A 19,664-nucleotide genomic window follows, 5' to 3' on the forward strand; every position below is an offset into this window, starting at 1 on the left:
TGTCGCAGCTGGCGGCGCGCCTCGTGGCTGAGGCTGGTGGCATTGATATCATCGATGTTCACCTGTCCGCTGTCGGCCTGCTCAAACCCCAGTAAAATGCGGGCAAGGGTGGTTTTACCGGAGCCCGATTCCCCGACCAGCGCATGGGTGCTGCCGCGCTGCACGACAAAGCTGACGTTATCCAGCGCCTGCAGTTGGTGGCCTTTGCCCAGCGCAAAACGTTTGCTGATCCCGATAGCCTGAATGGCGGGCGAGGCCAGCGGGCGGCCCGACACCGGGGCGATGGTTACGCGTTGGCCCTGCACATCACTCAGCAGCTGGCGGGTATAGGCGTGCTGCGGGGCGCGCACCACGTCAGCGGTAGCGCCGTGCTCCTGTACCTCGCCGTTGCGGAACACCAGCAGACGGTCGGCACGCTGGGCGGCAAGAGCCAGGTCGTGGGTGACAAAAAGCACCGCCGTGCCGGATTCCCGGCGCAGCACGTCCAGCAGATCCAGAATGCGCTTTTGCACCGTCACATCCAGCGCGCTGGTCGGTTCATCGGCGATGATCAGATCCGGGCGCAGGGCGATGGCGATGGCAATCAAAACCCGCTGTTTCATACCGCCGGAGAGCTGATGCGGGAACTGCTTCATCCGCTGTTCCGGGTGGCTCAGGCCCACTTTACTCAACAGCGCCAGCACCTGCTGTTCGCACTCTGCTTTATCAATTTTTTGATGCAGGCGCAGGATTTCGCCCACCTGAGCGCCGACGGTTTTCACCGGATTGAGGGAGTTACCCGGATCCTGCGGCACCAGGCTGATACGAGCCCCGCGCAGGCTGTCGAGCCGTTTTGCCGACCACTGGCTCAGATCTTCGCCGTTCAGACGGATACTGCCCCCGTCGCGACGGGCGTTATCCGCCAGCAGGCCGATAATCGCCTGCGCGGTGGTGGTTTTTCCCGAGCCGGATTCACCGACAAAGGCCAGCATCTCGCCGCGCCCGAGGGTAAAGCTGACGTTATGCACCACTTCGCGCCACTCGCGGCCCGAACGGTAGCTGAGGGTGAGGTTTTCAACAGACAGAACGGTCATGGGCGACCTCCGCTTAACTGACGACTGATCCGGTTGGTGGCCAGCACCACGGCGATCACCACCAGACCGGGGAACGTGGTCAACCACCAGGCGGTTGAGAGATAGTTACGCCCTTCGGCAATCAGCAGGCCCCATTCCGGGATCGGCGGCGGGGTGCCGTAACCGAGGAAGCTCAGCGTCGACAGGGCCAGGATGGCCTGACCAAACTGCAGGGTGGCAAAGGCCAGCACCGCGGTCAGGGAGTTGGGCAGAATATGCCGCCACAGCACCGTCCAGAAGGTGCCCCCGCTGCCAAACGCCGCTTCGACATAATCGGTGTGGCGAATGCGCACCACTTCCCCGCGTGCCAGGCGGGCAAAGCTGGCGATAGACGCCACCCCAACGGCGAGGGCGGCATTCAGGGTCCCAAAGCCGAGGAGAATGATTACCGTCAGCGACAATAGCAGCGACGGGATAGCGAGCAGGACATCCACCAGTCGCATCAGCACCGACTCCACGCGTCCGGCAAAGGCACCCGCAATGACCCCGATGGCGGTGCCGATGACAAGCCCCATTGCCACGGCCACCAGCGCGGCGCTCAACGAGTGCGATGCGCCATAGACGATACGGGTATAGACATCGCGCCCCAACTGGTCGGTGCCGAGCCAGTATTCGGCCTGTGGTGCCAGCCGCTGCGCCCCGGCAATGCCCTCAACCGGGCTAAAGTGAGTAAACAAGCCCGGCGCAATGGCCGCCAGCGCGGCAACTACAATCACGGTCCAGGCCAGCCATAACCCCGGCTGCCAGCGTAAGCCACGCCAGGCAGGCACACGCCTGCGCGCCGCGGCGGCATAATCGACAAGGCTCATGCAGCACCTCCGGTTACGGTTTGCAGGCGGGGATCGAACAACGGCATCAGCAGATCCACCAGCAGATTAATCAGCACAAAGCCGAGGGCCGAAATCATCACCACCGCCTGCAGCACGGCGATATCCTAGTTATTGACCGCCTGCTGGGTCAGCATTCCCAGCCCGCTGCGGCCAAACACGGTTTCGGTGATCAGCGCCCCGGCAATCAGTTCGCCCAGCAGCAGACCGGCGATATTCAGTACCGGCAGTAGCGCATTGCCCGTAACGTGCCGCCAGAGCACGGCGGTTTCGCTCAGCCCTTTGGCCCGGGCTACCGCGACAAACGGCTGGGCGGCGACCTGGTCCAGGCTGCGCATCAGGATCTGCGCCAGCGGGGCGGAGATCGGAATGGCGACGGTGATAATTGGCAGGATCAGGCCCTGCAGCGGCGAAGGGTTAATCACCGGGATCAGCCGCAGCTGGAACGAGAACAGCTGAATCAGTGCAATCCCGAGCCAGAAGGTCGGCAGGGAGATAAACAGCACCGGCAGGGACTGAATGGCGTTGCTCAGCCAACGCAGTCCCGGCAGGCGTGAGGCCAGCGCCAGCGTAAATGCCAGCACTACCGCCAGAATAAAAGCGGGCAGCGCCAGGCTCAGGGTATCCGGCAGGTTGGTGGCGATAAGCTCGCTGACCGCGACACCCGCCTGCAGCGAGAAACCAAAATCACCGTGCAGCATCGCCCCCAGCGTGTGCAGATACTGCTGCCACAGCGGGCTGTCTGCCCCGTAGGCGATGCGCATCTCTTCGATTTGCGCCGGGCTGAGGCCCAGATCCGGGTTCTGGAACTTAATCAGGACCGCATCACCCGGCAGGACCTGCAGCAGCAGGAACGACAGGGTAAACGCGGCCCACAGCACCAGCAGTCCCAGCCCGGCGCGTTGCAGCAGATAGCGGCTCATGGTTGCCCCCTTAGTGTTTCGCGATCCACGCCCCGTAGAACGACGGGCGGCCGACGGCTTCAAAACTGACCCCTTTCAGCCACGGCGCACCGGCAAACACCTGTGGCTCTTCAAAGATTGGGATCACGTAGGCGTTATCCAGCAGATAGCGCTGGGCGTCGCCGGTCAGCTGGAGCCGCTTCTGCGGGTCCACTTCGGCGGAGATATTCACCAGCAGCGCGTTGAGCTTGTCGTCGCTAAAGCCCTTGACCTTGTCGCTGGAGCCGCCTTTTTGTAGCAGGGCATCGCGGTTGGCCGGGTAGAACATGCTTTTCACCACGTCCGGGTCGGCGCGGCCCACTTCCGAGACAGTGAGTGGCGTTTTCAGCGGGTCGAGGTTATCGAGGGTGCGGCTGCCGGCATCTCCGGCTTTGACGCTCAGCGCCACGCCGACCTGGCGCCACTGCTGGGCGACCAGCTGCAATACCTCTTTATTCTGCGGCTGCGGAAGGGATTCATAGATGGTCAGAGCCAGACGCTGGCCGTCTTTGGCTCGTATCCCGTCGCTGCCCGCTTTCCAGCCTGCCTCATCCAGCAGGGCGCTGGCTTTGGCCGGGTCGAAGGTCAGTTTGTCACTCAGATCGACATAGCCTGCGGCAGAGTTAGCGAGCACTGATTTGGCCTGCGGATAATTAGGCGAGAACAGGGTCTCGACGACCTGCTTCGCATTGGTGGCGTGCAACAACGCCTGACGCACCCGTACGTCGGCCACCAGCGGGTTATCCGGGCGGAAGCTGATGCTGTCGTTCACGCCGCGGGTGGGGGCGGCGTAGATTTTATATCCCTGGTCGGTGGCCTGTTTTTCGTCATAGGCCTGCACCTGGCGGATAAAGTCGGCCTGTCCGGCCAGCAGCGCGCCGACCCTGACGCTGTCTTCCGGGGTGACAAGATAGGTAATGCCCTCCAGATTAGCCGGACCCTGCTGGGCGAGGTTTTTCGGCCCCCAGACGTAGTCTTTACGCGCCTGCAGATTCACTTCGCGCCCCAGCTTTTCGTCCTTCACCACGAACGGGCCGGAGCCGATGATATGCCGGGCATCGCCCAGCTCTTCAAAGTTGCGTTTCAGGGTACTCAACGACACCAGCCCGGAGCCGATGGTGGCGGTGCCCTGTAAAAAGCCCGGTGACGGTTTCTTGAAGTAGAACTTCACCGTCAGCGGGTCGATCACTTCGCTGCGATCGTAGTTGTTGATCACTTCCGACACCGGCAGGCGCTGGGCTTTATTGCCCTGGCCGTAGGTATCAAAGTTTTTTGCCACCGCGCTGGCATCCAGCGGGGTGCCGTCAGAGAACGTCACGCCAGGGCGAAGTTTAAAGGTGTATTCGGTTTTATCGGCGTTGGTGGTCCAGCTCTCGGCGATCCACGGCTCGACCTGTAAGGTTTCCGGGTTCTGCCAGGTAAGCTTGTCGGTGATCTGATTCAGAATGCCGCCGTTCGGATAGAATCCGCCCGCCGGGGGATAGAGGTTGGTGTGTGCCTGTTGTTCCAGATAGACCAGCGTGCCGCCTTTAACGGGCGTCTCTGCGGCCCAGGCTGTGGTTGCTGCAACGATCAGCGCCGTCAGCAGCGGCAGGCGAAATGGGGTTTGCATGGTGAATTCCTTTGTTATCTTCTTGTTAGCGTCGGATTCATCATCAGACGGCGCAGAAAACAAAGGAACAAAGGAATTGAGCTAAGGATTGCCGGAAAGTGCAAATAAAAACCGCGCCAGAAGCGGCGCGGTTAGCGGGGGGCTAGACAAATTTCGCCAGCGGATCGGCGGCGGCAAAGGCCACGGCGCGGTCGGCTGCCGGGGGATAAATCAGCTCGTTGGTGATGGCGATTTTGATTTTCTTCGCCTCATCACGCACGGATTTGACCTCCTGTTCCCAGCCTTCGGTATACACCGCGCCCCAGGCACCCAGATCGAGGCAGGTCACGTAGTTCACCTGACGGTACGGATAAGGTTCTACGTTCAGCAAGCTGGCTGCGGCGTTGTGGCCGGCAAACTTGCCTAACTGAATGGCGTGCTGGCAGGTCATAAGAGCGGTGTTGCCCAGATCGTCGGTTTTGGCGTGTGCCATGTCGCCGGTGGCGTAAATGTCCGCCTGCGCCGGAACCTGCAGGCTTGCGTTAACCTTCAGACGGCCCTGACTGTCGCGTTCGCCGTCAATCTGCTCACTCAGGGGATGGGCTTCAACACCTGCGGTCCAGACCACGGTTAACGCGTCAATCCGCTCGCCATTTTTCAGCGTCACGCCGCTGGCATCGATGGCTTCAATTTCACTGTTCAGACGCCATTCAACGCCCAGTTCGTCGCTTGCCGCTTCGATGGTGCTGCGCAGGGCTTCACTGTAACGGCCACCGATCGCTGCACCGCGTTCAACTACGATTACTTTGGTCTCTGTATCATCGCCAAAGCGAGCGCGGAGACGGGCAGGGAGTTCGGTAGCCAGTTCAATGCCGGTAAATCCACCACCGCAAACCACCACGGTGTTACGCGCAGCCGAGGCAGGGCGCGTCACCAGTGAATCGAGGTGCTTTTCGAAAACTTGCGCCGATTCTAACTGGTCGATATCAAATGCATGCTCTGCCAGGCCTGCAATGGGCGGACGGCGGGTCTGGCTGCCGGTGGCCAGCACCAGACGATCATAAGTTGCCGGAACGGTGCCGCCGTGAGGATCGCGATACCAGACAATTTTCTCTTTAACATCAATGCGTTCAGCATCACCAGCGATAAATTCAATATTCAATTCAGCAAACAGATCGCTTAATGGTGCGACAAATCCCGCCACCTGTTCTTCATAAAACCGCGGGCGAACACGCAGTTCAGCGCGCGGGGCCAGCACGGTAATGCGCAGGTCATTGCACCCCTCGATATCGGCCACGCGTGCGGCGCTCACCGCTGCCCACATCCCGGAAAAACCGCTGCCCACAATTAAAATTTGCTTCTTCATCTTCGATCCTTTTGCTCGTCAGGCCGTGTGTCTGACATAACTGCAACTATACTTGTCGCAGTTAACTGCGACAAGATCTTTCCGAGTCAAAAAAATGTTCAATGCTAAAACAAGGGCTTAAATGAAAGGTGGGGAGCGGCGTTTTTATATCTTAGCGAACATGGCTATAATGACCCCGAACAGAAAATTCGGAGTCAAAGATGGCATTTTACAGTTCCGGTGTGGAATACGGCATTCACAGCCTGATGTCGATGGTGGATGCGAAAGGTAACGATCGTGAGATGAGCGTCAGGGAACTGGCGGCATTACAGGGCGTACCGTATGACTACCTGGGCAAGATCTTCACGCGTTTATCGCGTGCCGGGTTGGTAACCAGCACAGAAGGCAAGGGGGGCGGTTTTAAACTGGCGCGCCCGGCTGAACTGATTACCGTGCTGGATGTGGCGCATGCCATTGATGGTGAAAAGAATATGTTTGAGTGCCGGGAAATACGCCAGAGACTGGCGGTCTTTGATGAAACTCCGCCTGCGTGGGTCTGTGATGGCCCGTGCGGCGTGCGCTCGGTAATGGACAGCGCCCAGCAGCGGATGGAAGAGGAGCTGGCCCGCCATACCATTCTCGACCTGGCACGCAAAATGTTCCGCAAGGCGCCGGATACGTTTCAGATTGAGGTGCAGGAGTGGATTTCAGATCGGCGGAATTCCACTCCCTCGCTGTGAGGGAGTGGCGGTTAACGATTATTTAGAACGAAAATCAATCACCATACGGCCACGGATTTGGCCTTGCTCCATCTCTTTAAAGATGGCGTTGATGTCCCCCAGCGGACGCAGGGCCACTTTCGGCACCACTTTGCCTTCGGCAGCAAACTGGAAGGCTTCGGTCAGATCCTGACGGGTGCCCACGAGTGAGCCCACCACCTGAATGCCGTCCAGCACCAGACGCGGGATATCCAGGCTCATCGCTTCCGGCGGCAGGCCGACGGCCACCACACGGCCACCGGCGCGAACCGCATCGACAGCAGAGTTGAAGGCTGCTTTCGCCACCGCAGTAACCACCGCCGCATGTGCACCGCCGGTTTTTTCCTGAATAAATTTCGCGGCATCGTCAGTGCGGGAATTCACCACCAGATCGGCACCCATGCTGGTGGCCAGCTTCAGCTGTTCGTCGTTGACGTCGATGGCGATCACTTTGGCATTGAACACGTTTTTCGCGTATTGCAGCGCGAGGTTACCCAGCCCGCCGAGACCGTAAATGGCGATCCACTGGCCCGGTTTAATCTCAGAAATTTTCACTGCTTTATAGGTGGTCACCCCGGCGCAGGTGATGCTACTGGCCGCGGCGGAATCCAGCCCGTCCGGCACTTTGACTGCGTAATCGGCGGTGACGATGCACTCTTCTGCCATGCCGCCATCAACGGAATACCCGGCGTTTTTCACGGTGCGGCAGAGCGTTTCATTGCCGGAGTTGCAGTATTCACAGTGGCCGCAACCTTCGAAGAACCACGCCACGCTTGCGCGGTCACCTGGCTTGAGCGAGGTGACGCCCGGCCCAACCACCTGCACTACGCCAACCCCTTCGTGGCCGAGGATCACCCCGGTCTTATCGCCAAAATCGCCGTTTTTAACGTGAAGATCGGTGTGGCATACGCCACAACAGTCCATCTTCAGTAGCGCTTCGCCATGCTTCAGAGCGCGTAAGGTTTTCTCGGTCACTTCTACCTGATGGTCTTTGGTTACGACAGCAGCTTTCATATGTTTCTCCATTTTCATGATGAGGATCTGCAAGGCAGACAGGGCATGCAACACACGGGAAATACTCCTTAAGGATTAATTTTTTTAATGCGTTGTGCAAGGCCGGAGCAACATAATGTAATAATTTAATTAGAATTTGTTGTTTCTATCACCCCTGAAAATAGTAATGTCATCAATGATTGTGTGGTGATTATTTCTGTAGCAAATGTGTCATGTTTCTGACATTTCAAAGCCGTAAGGTGTGCTCTTCTCAATAACCGAAGAGTTAAAAAGACAATGCACCTGGTAAAAAAACTTCTCGCAGTGAGCGTTCTCCTGTCCGCTTCCGTGCAGGCGCAAAACATCCTCGACTTCCCTCAGCCTGACAATAACCCGGAAGAGTTTTATGCCGTCACCGAAATTCCGGCGGGCGGGATTATCAAATATGAAACCGATGCCAAAACCGGCTTTATTATTGCCGACCGTTTCCAGTCGATGCCGGTTGCCTATCCCGCTAATTATGGTTCATTGACGCAGTCTCTGGCGGGGGATGGCGATCCATTGGACGTGGTATTTTACACCCGTGCCCCGATGGCCCCAGGCACGCTGATTAAACTGCGCGCCATTGGCGTGCTGAAGATGATCGACGGCGGTGAGAAGGACGACAAAATTGTCGCCGTTCCGGCCAGCAAAATTGACCCGACCTATGACGACATTAAAGAGCTGAGCGATCTGCCGAAGATTGAGCAGCAGCGCCTGGAAGCCTTCTTCCGGGTGTATAAACAGCTGCCGGAAGGGCGTAAATCGGTGGAGCTGAACGGCTTTAACGACGCCGCCAGCGCTAAGCAGGAAATCAAACAGGCATGGGATGCCTGGAAAACCAAACAGCCCCAGTAATAACCGGCCCGGCGGGGTTTACCGCCGGGCACTGGCTTACAGCTGCGCGCTGAGCGCAGCAATTTCCTCCCGCCACTGCGCCTGCAGCTGCGGCTTCTGATGCTTAGGCTTACGCAACTGGTCTTCTTCCAGCAGTGCTTCCAGCTGAATTAACCGCTCCAGCAGATCGTCTGCGATGTCTTTATGCTTATTATCTACTGTCGAAACCGGCACGGTATTCAGCACGCTGCCATCACGCAGACGGGCAAATACCGCATCGGCATCGTGCCATTCACTCAGCGTGCCGTCCTCAATCAGCCAGAAACGGTTGCAGCTCTGGCTGATAAGCTGTCGGTCATGGCTGACCAGCAATACGCCGCCGGTAAACTGTTGCAGCGTCCCGGCCAGCGCCTCCTTGCCCTCCATATCCAGATGGTTAGTCGGTTCATCAAGCATCAGCAGGCTGTAGCGGGCGAGCGTCAGGCCGATAAACAGCAGCCGCGAACGTTCGCCCCCGCTGAGGGTGTTGACCCGTTGTCCATGACGCGCCCAGCCGAATCCGGCGCTGATTAACGCCATCTTGCGTACCTGCGGATCGGGGGCAAATGGCTCAAGGGCGTCACTCAGCGTGGCGTCATCCGCCAGCTGGTGCAGCGTCTGGTCGTAATAGCCGAGCGTGGCGCGCGGATGGATGTTCAATCCGGCGCCGTCGCTGTTGCCGATAAACTGCTGCCAGATAAGCTTCATCAGGGAGGATTTCCCGCAGCCGTTGCGCCCGACAATCGCCACCCGGTCGCCGCTTTTCATCCGCATGTTGTGCATCGTGAACAGCGCGGGCAGGCCCGGCGCGGGCGGCACGTCGAGAATGTCTACCTCCAGCAGGCGGTTGGCGGGCAGCGCCTCGCCGCGCAGGGTCAAGGTCCACGGGCTGCCGGCGGTGAGCGAAGTCTGGCTCTCTTTCAGTCGTTCAACCTGCTTTTCCATCTGTTTGGCTTTACGGGCCAGATCTTCGTTGTCGTAGACTTTTCCCCATGTGGCCAGCCGTTTAGCGCTAACGGTGACCCGGTCGATCTCCTTTTGCTCGGCTTTACGGCGCAGGGCATCGCTTTCATCTTTCGCCATCAGCGCCTGACGCGCGTGGGTACAGGGAAGGGCGAAGGCGTGCAGGGTTTTGTCGCGCAGGATCCAGCTGCCGTTCGTCACCGCATCCAGCAGCTGCCGGTCGTGGGAGACCAGCACAAAGCTGCCGGACCAGTTCTGCAAAAACTGCTCCAGCCACAGCAGAGTGGGTAGATCGAGGTGGTTGCTGGGTTCATCCAGCAGCAGCAGATCCGGCTGATGGATGAGGGCGCGCGCCAGCAGCAGGCGAGTATGCTGTCCGCCGCTGAGGGTCGCCGATTGCAGCCCGGTGTCGGCAACGGAAAAGCCCATCCCGGCCAGCAAGGATTCAGCCCGCCAGCGCAGGCTCTCGCGCTCGGCCACCGGCAGCTGCGCCAGGACCGCGTCGAGCATGGTCAGGGGGTAGACAGATTCCGGGAGATGCTGTTCCACCCGTGCCATCAGGCAGTGTCCGGCCAGCGCTACCGTCCCGGATGCCGGGGTATCGGTGCCGTCGAGGATCTTCAGCAGGGTACTTTTGCCGCAGCCGTTATCGCCAAGCAGACCAATGCGGTCGCCTTTTTTCAGGGTAAAAGTGAGGTCGTTAAACAGGGTGTCGAAGGCGGTATCAACACGCAGGAATTGTGCAGTCAGTAGTGTGCTCATTTGCTTACTCAAGAGTTGCAGGCATAGAAATGCCTCGTCAATCATCGCTGACGATAACCCGGTAAGCCCGAGAGAAGGGATTGTCTTAGGTGTCTTCGCTCAAGCCGAAGTTATCGCAGCACGAAACCGATAACGCTTGAGCAGGTGCGATCACCAAGGTGAAGTGAAATATCAAAAATTTCACAGCACAGCATAATTAGCCTCCTTATAAATTTGTCTGATTTTTGGGTTTAAGGAGTGTAGCGGGGAATGGGAAGTTCGACAAGGGAAGGGCGTATCCGGACACCTGGAGCGGCGTAATTGTTTTTTTATCAGCACTGCCGGTTAGTTAAAATAAAAATTGCTTATTAATGCTGGTCGTGCATTAATGAAACCTTAGTCGCAATACGCAAACAAACGTAAAAGATTTTTCTTAGACGTCCTCATGACCTGGCGCTATCGCTGATATCCCCTCCCTTTGAGTCCATACGCTTAATTCCCTACGTTTATTACTCACGCTAAAATTTATAAATCTTCAACAGGAGTCCGTATGTCCGCAAGAATTAAAGGTCTGGTTAAATGGTTTAAAGATGATAAAGGTTTTGGTTTTATCTCTCCGCTGGATGGCAGTAAAGATGTTGCAGTTCATTTCTCTGCCTTTGAAGGGGATAACTTAAAAACACTTTTTGAAGGCCAAAAGGTTGAATTTTCTATCCGCAGCGGTGACAAAGGTCCTGCTGCTGCCAGTGTAATACTTTGCGACAAATAAACAGCGATGGGTTGCGATAAACCTAATCGGAGAACGGCTGGGCAGGCGATGTTTCGCTGTCAGTTAAGATTGCCAAATGATTCGTTTCCAGAACTTATTCATCCGTCTCATTTGGCAAGCGCTGGCGTTTTAAATTCGTTGTGTTGATTTGAATAAAGTACTGCAGTACGGGCAGACAAGTTGCGCCCCTTTTTGTACGCGACTGAAGCTATGTTCAGAATCTTTTGAACAGCTTGGGCATGGGCATTTAACTAAGTGATTACGACGGGCTTGCGTGTTTTTACGTCCGGACATAGGCATCTCCTGATTTAAGGGAGGGTTACCTTACACGTTTGATCAGCATGATGCTTGTTTTTTTATTTTCACTGCACCAGGTCTGCCTTGATACAACACGCTTTTATCCGTCATATAGCCATCCGGGTGGTTAAGCGGTTAAAATAAACAAAGATAAACATTGTGCAATTAATTTCTTTGTGTCTTAATGATTCATCGGTTTGGAAAGCAGACCTTATGAAAGCAGTTTTAGTAAAGCAGTCCTCAGTTCAAGTGTTATCAGTCGATACCCTTCTTCATGAGCCTCCTCCTATAGTGCCAAATAAGTAACTCTAAAAAAACAGGCCATCACAGCCGCATTTAAGTGGCTCATTAATTAAGGAAGTATCTATGTCTAACAAAATGACTGGTTTAGTAAAATGGTTTAACGCTGATAAAGGTTTTGGCTTTATCACTCCTGACGACGGCAGCAAAGATGTATTCGTGCATTTTTCTGCTATTCAGAGCGACAACTTTAAGACACTTGATGAAGGCCAGAAAGTTTCCTTCACCATTGAAAGTGGCGCGAAAGGCCCTGCAGCCGGAAACGTCTCAGCGCTGTAATATGCGCTAATTATCATCTAAGCTTACACTTGCGATGAAGACAATAGTCTGAGCAGCTAAGCGAAATTGATAATAAAAAAACCCGCCTTGTGCGGGTTTTTTGTTATCTGGACCTGGGGCTAGATCGAGGTCCGACGGTAGTTGCGGTATTCCGGTTTCCAGAAGTTCTCGTCAATTGCCTGCTGCAACGCGTCGGCAGAGGTTTTCACCGCCACGCCCTGCTGCTGGGCCATTTTGCCGACCGCAAAGGCGATGGCTTTCGAGACAATATGAATGTCCTTCAGCTCCGGCAGCACCAGGCCTTCGCCGTTGTTTACCAGCGGCGAGTGTTTGGCCAGCGTTTCACTGGCGGACATCAGCATCTCGTCGGTAATACGCGATGCCCCGGAGGCGATCACACCGAGGCCAATTCCCGGGAAGATATAGGAGTTGTTGCACTGGGCGATCGGGTAGGTTTTATCCTTCCATACCACCGGCGCAAACGGGCTGCCGGTGGCGACCAGCGCATTGCCTTCGGTCCAGGTGATGATGTCCTGTGGGGTCGCTTCAACGCGGGAGGTTGGGTTTGAGAGCGGCATCACAATCGGGCGGGCACAGTATTTGTGCATCTCGCGGATGATCTCTTCGGTGAACAGCCCGGTCTGGCCGGAGACGCCAATCAGGATATCCGGCTTCACGTTGCGCACCACGTCCAGCAGGGAGAGTACTTCGCTGTCGGTGTCCCAGTTTTTCAGGTTGTCGCGCTTTTGCACCAGCTTGTTCTGGAACGGGAGCAGGTTTGGCATCGCATCGGTCAGCAGGCCGAAGCGGTCAACCATGAACACCCGCGAGCGTGCCAGATCTTCGCTTAATCCTTCGCGCTGGGTCTGGGCGATGATCTGTTCGGCGATCCCGCACCCGGCAGAGCCGGCACCCAGGAAAACGATTTTTTGATAGCTCAGCTGGTTGCCCGCTGCACGGCTGGCCGCAATCAGCGTGCCGACGGTCACGGCGGCGGTGCCCTGAATATCGTCATTGAAGGAGCAGATCTCGTCGCGATAGCGGTTCAGCAGCGGCATGGCGTTTTTCTGCGCGAAGTCTTCAAACTGCAGCAGCACGTTCGGCCAGCGCTGTTTAACCGCCTGGATAAAGTCATCGACGAACTGATAATACTCTTCATCGGTGATGCGCGGGTGACGCCAGCCCATGTACAGCGGATCGTTGAGCAGCTGCTGGTTATTGGTCCCGACGTCCAGCACCACCGGCAGGGTATATGCCGGGCTGATGCCGCCACAGGCGGTATACAGGGACAGTTTGCCAATTGGAATACCCATCCCGCCGATCCCCTGGTCGCCCAGGCCAAGAATACGTTCCCCGTCGGTCACCACGATCACTTTGATGTTGTGGTTAGGCACATTCTGCAGGATGTCGTCCATGTTGTGACGATCGGCCCACGAGATAAACACCCCGCGCGAACGGCGATAAATTTCGGAGAAGCGTTCGCAGGCGGCCCCAACGGTCGGGGTGTAGATCACCGGCATCATCTCGTCGAGATGGTTTTCCACCAGGCGGTAGAAGAGGGTTTCGTTGGTGTCCTGGATGTTGCGCAGGTAGATGTGCTTATCGATTTCGGTTTTAAAGCCCTGATACTGGATCCACGCGCGCTCTGCCTGTTCCTCGATGGTTTCCACCACTTCCGGCAGCAGTCCCAGCAGGTTAAAGCTGCTGCGCTCTTCTTTACTGAAGGCGCTGCCCTTGTTCAGCAGGGGGAATTCCAGCAGCACGGGCCCGGCATAAGGGATGTAAAGGGAACGGTTGGTTTTCGCTTTGTTGTCCATGTCACTCACTTAAATTTAAAAATCCATCCCTGGCACTGCTATTAATCATCGTCAGGGGGGGCGCTATCAGGGAGGCGTCAGGCGGGTAGTATAAAGGAGGTGATTGTTAAAAACCGCAACATGCAAAAAAAACACCATCGGAGTGACCGATGGTGTCGGGGATTTTTGCGGGAAACTTACTTCTGTGCGTGGCGGCGTCTGCCGGTGGCGTGCGCGACCTGTGTTTCTGTGTCGCCTTCAATCACCACTTTGCGTTGGTTTGACAGCTTGTAGTTCAGTCCCAGGATATGGCGTGCCTGACGGTTCGATTTCATGTTAACTCCTCAATCCTGTTGATAGTGATAAGGTGAACGAAATGTAACCCCTTAGGTTGCAGATCCAGCTTAGCAGATTTTTAAAAACTGGCGTGCTGGCCGCTGACCACGTAGTTAATGGTCTGCTGGTAGATGTCACTGAGGATGTCATTGTCGGTGGTTTCCACCCACTTGGTCAGTTCCATTAAAATGTCATCTTCAGTGACAGCGCCCTGTTCAGCGCGTAAACCCTGTGCAATCGCATTAACCAATTCCGGCTGTGCGGATGGTGTGTGTGCAGACGTATAAGTAAACATAGTGCCTCCGTGTCGTTTTCTGTTTAATGTTCCGGCGTGCAACAAATTAGTTCGTAGCCAGAATGACAAAATTTTGTGGCGCTGTGTTTAAGACTCGTCCTGGAAATAAAAATATCATCATCGCACATTTGTTAAGGATATATCAGGGCTTCCAACGACGTTGCTCGGTATATTTTTCATAAGGCATCGGTGATGGCCAGGTAATTAACTCTATCACGCTGCCCCACGGCGTTTTACCGTAACAAAAGGCATTGCCTTGACCCTGTTCGGCGGGGAAGGATAGCGCCTTAGGTCGGGTGAACATCTCCCCACCCGCCGCGGTGAAGCGGGAGATAGCCTCTGTAATATCATCGGTATACACAGCGAAGTGCTGCAGACCAAAGTCGCTCGGCCTGGCCGGGGCTTGCTGCTGGGGGCCATGCATTTCGAAGAGCTCAATCCCCGGCCCATGTGGCAGGGCCAGCATCCGAATGGCCCGTATTTCTGTACCCGGGAATAGCCTTAGTGTCTCCGCTTGAGCCTCAGGGTCAATATTATTGTCCCCCGGCTCTACGGAACAATATATTATCCTGGTATCAAAGGCCTGCTCGAAAAATAGCGTGGCTTGATCAATGTCCGGGACGGTTATACCAATATGGTCGATACCTCTGACAGGTGGTTGCATGTTTTTCTCCTTGTTGAAATATCAATATAGCAGGCGAGTATTTGCGCACAGGCATGAGATTTTTCCTTCTTTGCCGCAAAGCGACATTGCTCTTCTATACTTACTCCTTTCTATGCCAAAAGGAGAGCAAGCATGACGATTTACAAGCACGGTTCGGCGCACTGGTCAGGCGATATCAAACGCGGTAAGGGGACGGTTTCTACTGAAAGTGGCGTTCTTAACCAGCAACCTTATGGCTTCAATACCCGCTTTGAAGGTGAGAAAGGGACCAATCCCGAAGAGTTGATTGGTGCGGCGCATGCAGCCTGTTTCTCAATGGCGCTGTCGCTGATGCTGGGGGAGGCGGGCTATACCGCCGATTCCATTGACACCAAAGCGGTGGTCTCGCTGGATAAAACCGATAGCGGCTTTGCCATCAGCAAAGTGGCGCTGGAGAGCAAAGTCACGGTTCCGGGGATTGACCCGCAGCAGTTTGACGGGGTGATCCAGAAAGCCAAAGCCGGATGCCCGGTGTCCCAGGTGTTGAACGCGGAAATCACGCTCGACTATACCCTGAACTGATCCCGATGCCGGGCGCTTACGTCCGGCTAACCCTTCACCGCCTGCGGAAAGATCTCCGCAAGCCATGCGATAAACACCCTGAGGCGATGCGTCACATGCCGGTTTTGCGGATAAACCACGTAAAACGGATACTGTGGCGGTCGCCATTTTTGCAGAATTTCCACCAGCGTTCCCGCCTCAAGTAATGCTCCAACAGAATAACGAAACGTCTGGATAATACCCATCCCGGCCACCGCTGCTGCCAGATGAGCGTTGCTTTCGTTGACCCCGATATGGTGCTGCAGGCTGATTTCGCGGGTTTCCTGATCCCAGTTAAAGCGAAAGGGCACGGCGCGCCCGCTCACCGGGGAGAGATAACTCACCAGCTTATGGCCGTTTCGTAACGCTTCCGGATAGTCGGGTATACCGTGCTGTTTCAGGTAGGCCGGGGTGGCGCAGGTAACCATCTCTGCATTGCCGATATGCCGGGCGATCAGGGAAGAGTCCTCCAGCGCACCGCCGCGGATCACGCAGTCCACGTTGCCGCTGATTAAATCCACCGGGCGGTCGGATACGCCCAGGTCGATGCGGATGTCGGGATAACGTCGCATAAAGTCCGGCAGCGCCGGGATCAGTACATCACGCGCCGTCGAGCCGCCCACGTCAATACGCAAATGCCCCTGCGGATGCCGGGTTGCCGCGCTGAACGCGGTGTCGATATCCTCGATATCAATCAGCACCCGGCGGGCTTTCTGGTAATAGTCCTCTCCTTCCGGCGTTGTCGTTACCCGCCGGGTAGTGCGCTGGAGCAGCTGCACGCCAAGATGAGCCTCCAGCGCCAGCACCCGCTTGCTAAGTGTGGCGATCGGCATGTTCAGGGAGTCTGCCGCCCGGGTAAAACTGCCGGTTTCGACCACGCGGGTAAAGGCGCGCATCGCCATAAGTTGGTCCATAGAAAGGCGCTCATCAACGCGGGATTATTCCCGCAGGGAAAAAGTGATTTCCATTTTTGCTGATTTTTCACTAATCCAGCAAGCGATAGAGTGCGTTCAACCCTCATAACGTGGAAGGAACAGCAAATGAACGCAGCATTAACAGGTAAAGTCGCGCTGGTCACCGGCGGCACTAGCGGTATTGGTCTGGCAACGGCGAAAGAGCTGATGACCCAGGGTGCGAAGGTGTACATCACCGGTCGCCGTCAGGTGGAGCTGGATAACGCCGTGGCGAGTCTGGGCGGGCGGGTGATTGGCATTCGCGCCGATGCTTCACAGCTTACCGATCTCGATACGGTGTACGCCCAGATCACCGAACAGTCCGGGCGACTGGACGTGCTGTTCGCCAACGCGGGTGGCGGCGATATGCAGCCCCTGGGGGCGATCAGCGAGGAACATTTTGACCGTATTTTTGCCACTAACGTTCGCGGCGTGGTGTTTACCGTGCAGAAGGCGCTGCCGCTGCTGACCGCCGGGTCGTCGGTGATCCTCACCGGCTCCACGGTCTCGGTTAAAGGTACCGCCAACTTCAGCGTGTACAGCGCCAGTAAAGCCGCCGTCAGAAACTTTGCCCGCTCGTGGGCGCTGGATCTGCAGGGGCGCGGTATCCGGGTGAACGTGGTCAGTCCGGGTCCGATCAAAACACCGGGGCTTGGGGATCTGGTGCCGGAGGGGCAGCGTCAGGGGTTGTTCGATGCGTTAGCCGCGCAGGTCCCGCTGGGGCGCATTGGTGAGCCAGAAGAGGTGGGTAAAGTCGTGGCGTTCCTCGCCTCCGATGCTGCCAGCTTTATCAACGCCGCCGAGCTGTTTGTGGATGGCGGGATGGCGCAGATTTAGCGTTGATAGAGCAGCGTGAGATTGCCGCCGAGGCGGCGATCCTCCAGCGGACGATGAGTATTCAGGCGTGACAGTGTCACTGCACTGCACCGGCTCATCGCGCACCAGGGTTCCAGCCACGCCAGATGGGTGTCGTCTTCGCGCAAAACATACTCCGCCAGGCGCGCCAGCGCGCCGTTATTTTCCGCCATCACGTCTACCTGATTCGCCCCGGCAAAGCTGGCGATCATCACCAGCGGTTGCAGGGCATAGTTGTGATAGGCCCGCGCCCGCTCACCGCGTTTTTGCTCGTTTGCCAGCGTGCCGTCGGCGGCGATCTGCCCGGCAGCAATACGGTACTCTTTTAACGACCACGCAAACAGATCCCGCCGGTCAAGCGCCACGGCGGTGGCCATCACCGCCCATGCCGCCCAGTAGCTGTGGTTATTGGTACTTTTGAGCGGCAGGCCGTCCCACTCCAGAACCACCCGATCTGCCAGCTGGCCCAGCCAGCGCTCGGTCGCCTGCTGTCCGTGCAGCGGCGAGTCGGGCATAAACTTCAGCTCCAGCCAGCTGCTGGCAAGGGTAGCCAGCGCCCACTTGCGCATCGCGCGCCCGGTGTGGCTGGTTTCCAAAGAGAGCAACGCCCCGGCGTTGGCCCAGGCGGCGTATCCGGCCAACAGACAGTTTAAGGTGTGCGGGTCACCGCTCTGCTTATAGCGCCAGGTCATCTCTGCGATGCCGCGCTCAAAGCCGACAATCGGTTTTGTCGCCGAGCGAAAGGCCTTCTCCGCATCGGGGTTCAGGGTGGCACGTGCGCTGTCCGAACCCTCATATTTACTGCGTAACGTCAGCGGGTCGGTATAAGGCGCGGGCAGGGTAACGCAACCTCCCGACGCCGTCTGCGGCACCGGCTGGCTAAAACCGGACGGTGGCACCAGCGGGGCTGCCTGGGCATAAACCGGGAGGCACAGCAGAAGCACGATCCTGAAGGGGGTAGTGGATGTGATACATTCACCTCGATTATTATGAGCTAAAACGCAGTTTTAACATTTTCTCGCCTTAATACTATTAGTCTGCAATTGTCTTTTATGCTAAACAATCAGTTATAAGTTTACATATTGGTTCGGGAACAATTGCTGTGCTCACTACGCTCATCTATAAAAGCCAGTTAAATTCATCCTGTGAATCTTTTTCCCTGACATCACTTGTTGAATCCGCAAAGATTCGCAATGCCGGGCGCAACATTACCGGCATTTTGCTGTTTAACGGCGTCGATTTTCTGCAGATCCTCGAAGGGGCGGAAGAGGATATCAATAAACTGTTCGCCACCATCCGGACAGACCAACGCCATATCAATGTTGTGGAACTGATGCGCGACTACGGTCCGCGCAGACGCTTCGAAAATGTCGGAATGCTGCTGTTCGATCTTTGCATCGACACGCCGGATTCGGTGCTGTCTACCGTGCTGCGTTACAGCAAGCTGGAGCGTTATCTGACGGCAGAAGACAAAGTGTTCAAGTTTATTCGCTCATTTATCACCCGACAGAAGCAACCAGTGGCCCGCGCAACGCTGCACCCGGGCAGCTGGATTCTCGCCCCGGAGCATGCCCCTTTTGGCAAAGCCATCCCCGAACTTATCGACAATCAGCCCTGTCAGTTTGCGCTCCAGCCCATTGTTGAGCCTTCGGAAGGTAAAATCTCCTCTCTGGAGGCGCTGATCCGTGGCAATGACGGGGGCAGCCCGGAGCATTTTTTTAACGCCATCGATCAGGATAAAGTGTACGAAGTGGATCTGCAGACTAAGGCCTACGCCTTTGCGCTGGCAGAGAAAATAGGCATTGGCGATCATAAAATTGCCATCAACCTGCTGCCCATGTCGCTGGTCAACGTGCCCGACGCGGTTGATTTTCTGATGGATAATATCCTTGCCCACGGATTGCTGCCCGAGCAGGTGGTCATTGAAGTCACCGAAAACGAAATGATCTCCGGCTTTAACCAGTTTAACAGCGCCATCAAGCAGCTGCGCGCGGCGGGCATTGGCCTTGCGATTGACGATTTTGGCTCGGGCTATGCCGGACTGTCGCTGCTGACACGCTTTCAGCCGGACAAGCTTAAAATCGACCGCGAAATCATCAGCGATATCCACCTCAGCGGGCCGAAGCAGGCCATTGTGAAGTCGATCATCAGCTGCTGTACCGATCTGGAGATTGCGCTGGTGGCAGAAGGCATCGAACGCATTGAAGAGTGGTGCTGGCTGGAGTCCGCAGGCATCAAACGCTTTCAGGGATTTTTGTTCTCCCGCCCGCAGTTAAACGGCGTGGGGGATATTCACTGGCCACAGCCAGCCGCCAGTGGGCATCTCGCGTTCTAAATCTGTGGCAAACAGATTAG

General features: G+C 56.5%; 20 protein-coding genes and 1 pseudogene. 7 read left to right on the forward strand and 14 right to left on the reverse strand.

Annotated features, from left to right (window positions below; translation table 11 throughout):
• From ACRDD5_RS15340 to ACRDD5_RS15360, 5 genes and pseudogenes are all read right to left on the reverse strand, one after another.
• A partial coding sequence (locus ACRDD5_RS15340) for an ATP-binding cassette domain-containing protein (RefSeq protein ID WP_438677220.1) occupies positions 1-1,073 on the reverse strand: 1,073 nt, incomplete at its 3' end.
• Positions 1,070-1,921 (reverse strand): ABC transporter permease, encoded by an 852-nt coding sequence (locus tag ACRDD5_RS15345; RefSeq protein ID WP_438677221.1) that lies wholly within the window; start codon positions 1,919-1,921, stop codon positions 1,070-1,072. The genes ACRDD5_RS15340 and ACRDD5_RS15345, both read right to left, overlap by 4 nt.
• Positions 1,918-2,862, reverse strand: a pseudogene (locus ACRDD5_RS15350) (ABC transporter permease). The gene ACRDD5_RS15345 and the pseudogene ACRDD5_RS15350 overlap by 4 nt, the downstream one beginning before the upstream one ends.
• Before the next feature lie 10 nt (positions 2,863-2,872).
• Positions 2,873-4,492, reverse strand: a complete 1,620-nt coding sequence (locus tag ACRDD5_RS15355; protein ID WP_438677222.1) for a TIGR04028 family ABC transporter substrate-binding protein — start codon at positions 4,490-4,492, stop codon at positions 2,873-2,875.
• 142 nt (positions 4,493-4,634) lie between these two features.
• Positions 4,635-5,837, reverse strand: a complete 1,203-nt coding sequence (locus tag ACRDD5_RS15360; RefSeq protein ID WP_438677223.1) for an NAD(P)/FAD-dependent oxidoreductase — start codon at positions 5,835-5,837, stop codon at positions 4,635-4,637.
• Between the two features lie 200 nt (positions 5,838-6,037).
• On the opposite strand from ACRDD5_RS15360, the gene ACRDD5_RS15365 reads away from it, so the two are divergent.
• Positions 6,038-6,556 carry an RrF2 family transcriptional regulator gene (locus ACRDD5_RS15365; RefSeq protein WP_271281063.1) on the forward strand — a complete coding sequence of 173 codons (519 nt, stop codon included), beginning with the start codon at positions 6,038-6,040 and terminating at the stop codon, positions 6,554-6,556.
• A gap of 18 nt (positions 6,557-6,574) precedes the next feature.
• Here the strand turns inward: ACRDD5_RS15365 and adhP are convergent, their stop codons facing one another.
• Positions 6,575-7,588, reverse strand: a complete 1,014-nt coding sequence (gene adhP / locus ACRDD5_RS15370) for an alcohol dehydrogenase AdhP (RefSeq protein WP_438677224.1) — start codon at positions 7,586-7,588, stop codon at positions 6,575-6,577.
• A 276-nt stretch (positions 7,589-7,864) separates the two neighbouring features.
• On the opposite strand from adhP, the gene ACRDD5_RS15375 reads away from it, so the two are divergent.
• A complete protein-coding gene (locus ACRDD5_RS15375; RefSeq protein ID WP_438677225.1) occupies positions 7,865-8,464 on the forward strand; it encodes an inorganic diphosphatase in 600 nt (199 codons plus the stop codon).
• Positions 8,465-8,500: 36 nt separating this feature from the next.
• Here ACRDD5_RS15375 and ACRDD5_RS15380 read toward each other — a convergent pair whose 3' ends face one another.
• The gene (locus tag ACRDD5_RS15380) at positions 8,501-10,207 is read right to left on the reverse strand and encodes an ABC-F family ATP-binding cassette domain-containing protein (RefSeq protein ID WP_438677226.1); all 1,707 of its coding nucleotides are present in this window, start codon (positions 10,205-10,207) and stop codon (positions 8,501-8,503) included.
• Positions 10,208-10,736: 529 nt separating this feature from the next.
• On the opposite strand from ACRDD5_RS15380, the gene ACRDD5_RS15385 reads away from it, so the two are divergent.
• Positions 10,737-10,955 carry a cold shock domain-containing protein gene (locus ACRDD5_RS15385; protein ID WP_271281067.1) on the forward strand — a complete coding sequence of 73 codons (219 nt, stop codon included), beginning with the start codon at positions 10,737-10,739 and terminating at the stop codon, positions 10,953-10,955.
• A gap of 129 nt (positions 10,956-11,084) precedes the next feature.
• Here ACRDD5_RS15385 and ACRDD5_RS15390 read toward each other — a convergent pair whose 3' ends face one another.
• Positions 11,085-11,255, reverse strand: a complete 171-nt coding sequence (locus ACRDD5_RS15390) for a YnfU family zinc-binding protein (RefSeq protein WP_336264600.1) — start codon at positions 11,253-11,255, stop codon at positions 11,085-11,087.
• Between the two features lie 363 nt (positions 11,256-11,618).
• On the opposite strand from ACRDD5_RS15390, the gene cspE reads away from it, so the two are divergent.
• Positions 11,619-11,831, forward strand: a complete 213-nt coding sequence (gene cspE / locus ACRDD5_RS15395) for a transcription antiterminator/RNA stability regulator CspE (RefSeq protein WP_166182458.1) — start codon at positions 11,619-11,621, stop codon at positions 11,829-11,831.
• A gap of 119 nt (positions 11,832-11,950) precedes the next feature.
• On the opposite strand, the gene ACRDD5_RS15400 is transcribed toward cspE, so the two are convergent.
• From ACRDD5_RS15400 to ACRDD5_RS15415, 4 genes are all read right to left on the reverse strand, one after another.
• A complete protein-coding gene (locus ACRDD5_RS15400; RefSeq protein WP_271281069.1) occupies positions 11,951-13,648 on the reverse strand; it encodes an NAD-dependent malic enzyme in 1,698 nt (565 codons plus the stop codon).
• A gap of 176 nt (positions 13,649-13,824) precedes the next feature.
• Entirely contained in the window at positions 13,825-13,962 is a 138-nt protein-coding gene (gene sra, locus ACRDD5_RS15405; RefSeq protein ID WP_271281070.1) for a stationary-phase-induced ribosome-associated protein, read from the reverse strand.
• Between the two features lie 80 nt (positions 13,963-14,042).
• Positions 14,043-14,258, reverse strand: coding sequence for a biofilm-dependent modulation protein (gene bdm, locus ACRDD5_RS15410; RefSeq protein ID WP_271281071.1), 216 nt, complete (start codon positions 14,256-14,258; stop codon positions 14,043-14,045).
• A 142-nt stretch (positions 14,259-14,400) separates the two neighbouring features.
• Positions 14,401-14,922, reverse strand: a complete 522-nt coding sequence (locus ACRDD5_RS15415) for a VOC family protein (RefSeq protein WP_438677227.1) — start codon at positions 14,920-14,922, stop codon at positions 14,401-14,403.
• 132 nt (positions 14,923-15,054) lie between these two features.
• On the opposite strand from ACRDD5_RS15415, the gene ACRDD5_RS15420 reads away from it, so the two are divergent.
• Positions 15,055-15,483: an OsmC family protein gene (locus tag ACRDD5_RS15420; RefSeq protein ID WP_438677228.1), complete on the forward strand. Its 429-nt coding sequence runs from the start codon at positions 15,055-15,057 to the stop codon at positions 15,481-15,483.
• Positions 15,484-15,509: 26 nt separating this feature from the next.
• Here the strand turns inward: ACRDD5_RS15420 and ACRDD5_RS15425 are convergent, their stop codons facing one another.
• Positions 15,510-16,415 carry a LysR family transcriptional regulator gene (locus tag ACRDD5_RS15425; protein WP_438677229.1) on the reverse strand — a complete coding sequence of 302 codons (906 nt, stop codon included), beginning with the start codon at positions 16,413-16,415 and terminating at the stop codon, positions 15,510-15,512.
• 126 nt (positions 16,416-16,541) lie between these two features.
• Between ACRDD5_RS15425 and ACRDD5_RS15430 the strand changes: the two genes are divergently transcribed.
• Positions 16,542-17,291, forward strand: coding sequence for an SDR family oxidoreductase (locus tag ACRDD5_RS15430; protein WP_438677230.1), 750 nt, complete (start codon positions 16,542-16,544; stop codon positions 17,289-17,291).
• On the opposite strand, the gene ACRDD5_RS15435 is transcribed toward ACRDD5_RS15430, so the two are convergent.
• A complete protein-coding gene (locus ACRDD5_RS15435) occupies positions 17,288-18,253 on the reverse strand; it encodes a mannuronate-specific alginate lyase (protein WP_438677231.1) in 966 nt (321 codons plus the stop codon). The two genes, ACRDD5_RS15430 and ACRDD5_RS15435, sit on opposite strands and share 4 nt — an antisense overlap.
• Positions 18,254-18,411: 158 nt before the next feature.
• Between ACRDD5_RS15435 and ACRDD5_RS15440 the strand changes: the two genes are divergently transcribed.
• Positions 18,412-19,644, forward strand: coding sequence for a diguanylate phosphodiesterase (locus ACRDD5_RS15440; RefSeq protein ID WP_438677232.1), 1,233 nt, complete (start codon positions 18,412-18,414; stop codon positions 19,642-19,644).
• Positions 19,645-19,664 lie beyond the last annotated feature (20 nt).

This window comes from Silvania sp. (assembly GCF_051656365.1).
GTDB classification, from domain to species: domain Bacteria; phylum Pseudomonadota; class Gammaproteobacteria; order Enterobacterales; family Enterobacteriaceae; genus Enterobacter; species Enterobacter hatchlandensis.

Excerpts from the sequence above, each read along its gene's own strand:
- ACRDD5_RS15345 (WP_438677221.1), bottom strand. The coding sequence starts at position 1,921 with ATGAGCCTTGTCGATTATGCCGCCGCGGCGCGCAGGCGTGTGCCTGCC.
- ACRDD5_RS15355 (WP_438677222.1), bottom strand. The coding sequence starts at position 4,492 with ATGCAAACCCCATTTCGCCTGCCGCTGCTGACGGCGCTGATCGTTGCA.
- ACRDD5_RS15360 (WP_438677223.1), bottom strand. The coding sequence starts at position 5,837 with ATGAAGAAGCAAATTTTAATTGTGGGCAGCGGTTTTTCCGGGATGTGG.
- ACRDD5_RS15365 (WP_271281063.1), top strand. The coding sequence starts at position 6,038 with ATGGCATTTTACAGTTCCGGTGTGGAATACGGCATTCACAGCCTGATG.
- adhP (WP_438677224.1), bottom strand. The coding sequence starts at position 7,588 with ATGAAAGCTGCTGTCGTAACCAAAGACCATCAGGTAGAAGTGACCGAG.
- ACRDD5_RS15375 (WP_438677225.1), top strand. The coding sequence starts at position 7,865 with ATGCACCTGGTAAAAAAACTTCTCGCAGTGAGCGTTCTCCTGTCCGCT.
- ACRDD5_RS15380 (WP_438677226.1), bottom strand. The coding sequence starts at position 10,207 with ATGAGCACACTACTGACTGCACAATTCCTGCGTGTTGATACCGCCTTC.
- ACRDD5_RS15385 (WP_271281067.1), top strand. The coding sequence starts at position 10,737 with ATGTCCGCAAGAATTAAAGGTCTGGTTAAATGGTTTAAAGATGATAAA.
- ACRDD5_RS15390 (WP_336264600.1), bottom strand. The coding sequence starts at position 11,255 with ATGCCTATGTCCGGACGTAAAAACACGCAAGCCCGTCGTAATCACTTA.
- cspE (WP_166182458.1), top strand. The coding sequence starts at position 11,619 with ATGTCTAACAAAATGACTGGTTTAGTAAAATGGTTTAACGCTGATAAA.
- ACRDD5_RS15400 (WP_271281069.1), bottom strand. The coding sequence starts at position 13,648 with ATGGACAACAAAGCGAAAACCAACCGTTCCCTTTACATCCCTTATGCC.
- sra (WP_271281070.1), bottom strand. The coding sequence starts at position 13,962 with ATGAAATCGAACCGTCAGGCACGCCATATCCTGGGACTGAACTACAAG.
- bdm (WP_271281071.1), bottom strand. The coding sequence starts at position 14,258 with ATGTTTACTTATACGTCTGCACACACACCATCCGCACAGCCGGAATTG.
- ACRDD5_RS15415 (WP_438677227.1), bottom strand. The coding sequence starts at position 14,922 with ATGCAACCACCTGTCAGAGGTATCGACCATATTGGTATAACCGTCCCG.
- ACRDD5_RS15420 (WP_438677228.1), top strand. The coding sequence starts at position 15,055 with ATGACGATTTACAAGCACGGTTCGGCGCACTGGTCAGGCGATATCAAA.
- ACRDD5_RS15425 (WP_438677229.1), bottom strand. The coding sequence starts at position 16,415 with ATGGACCAACTTATGGCGATGCGCGCCTTTACCCGCGTGGTCGAAACC.
- ACRDD5_RS15430 (WP_438677230.1), top strand. The coding sequence starts at position 16,542 with ATGAACGCAGCATTAACAGGTAAAGTCGCGCTGGTCACCGGCGGCACT.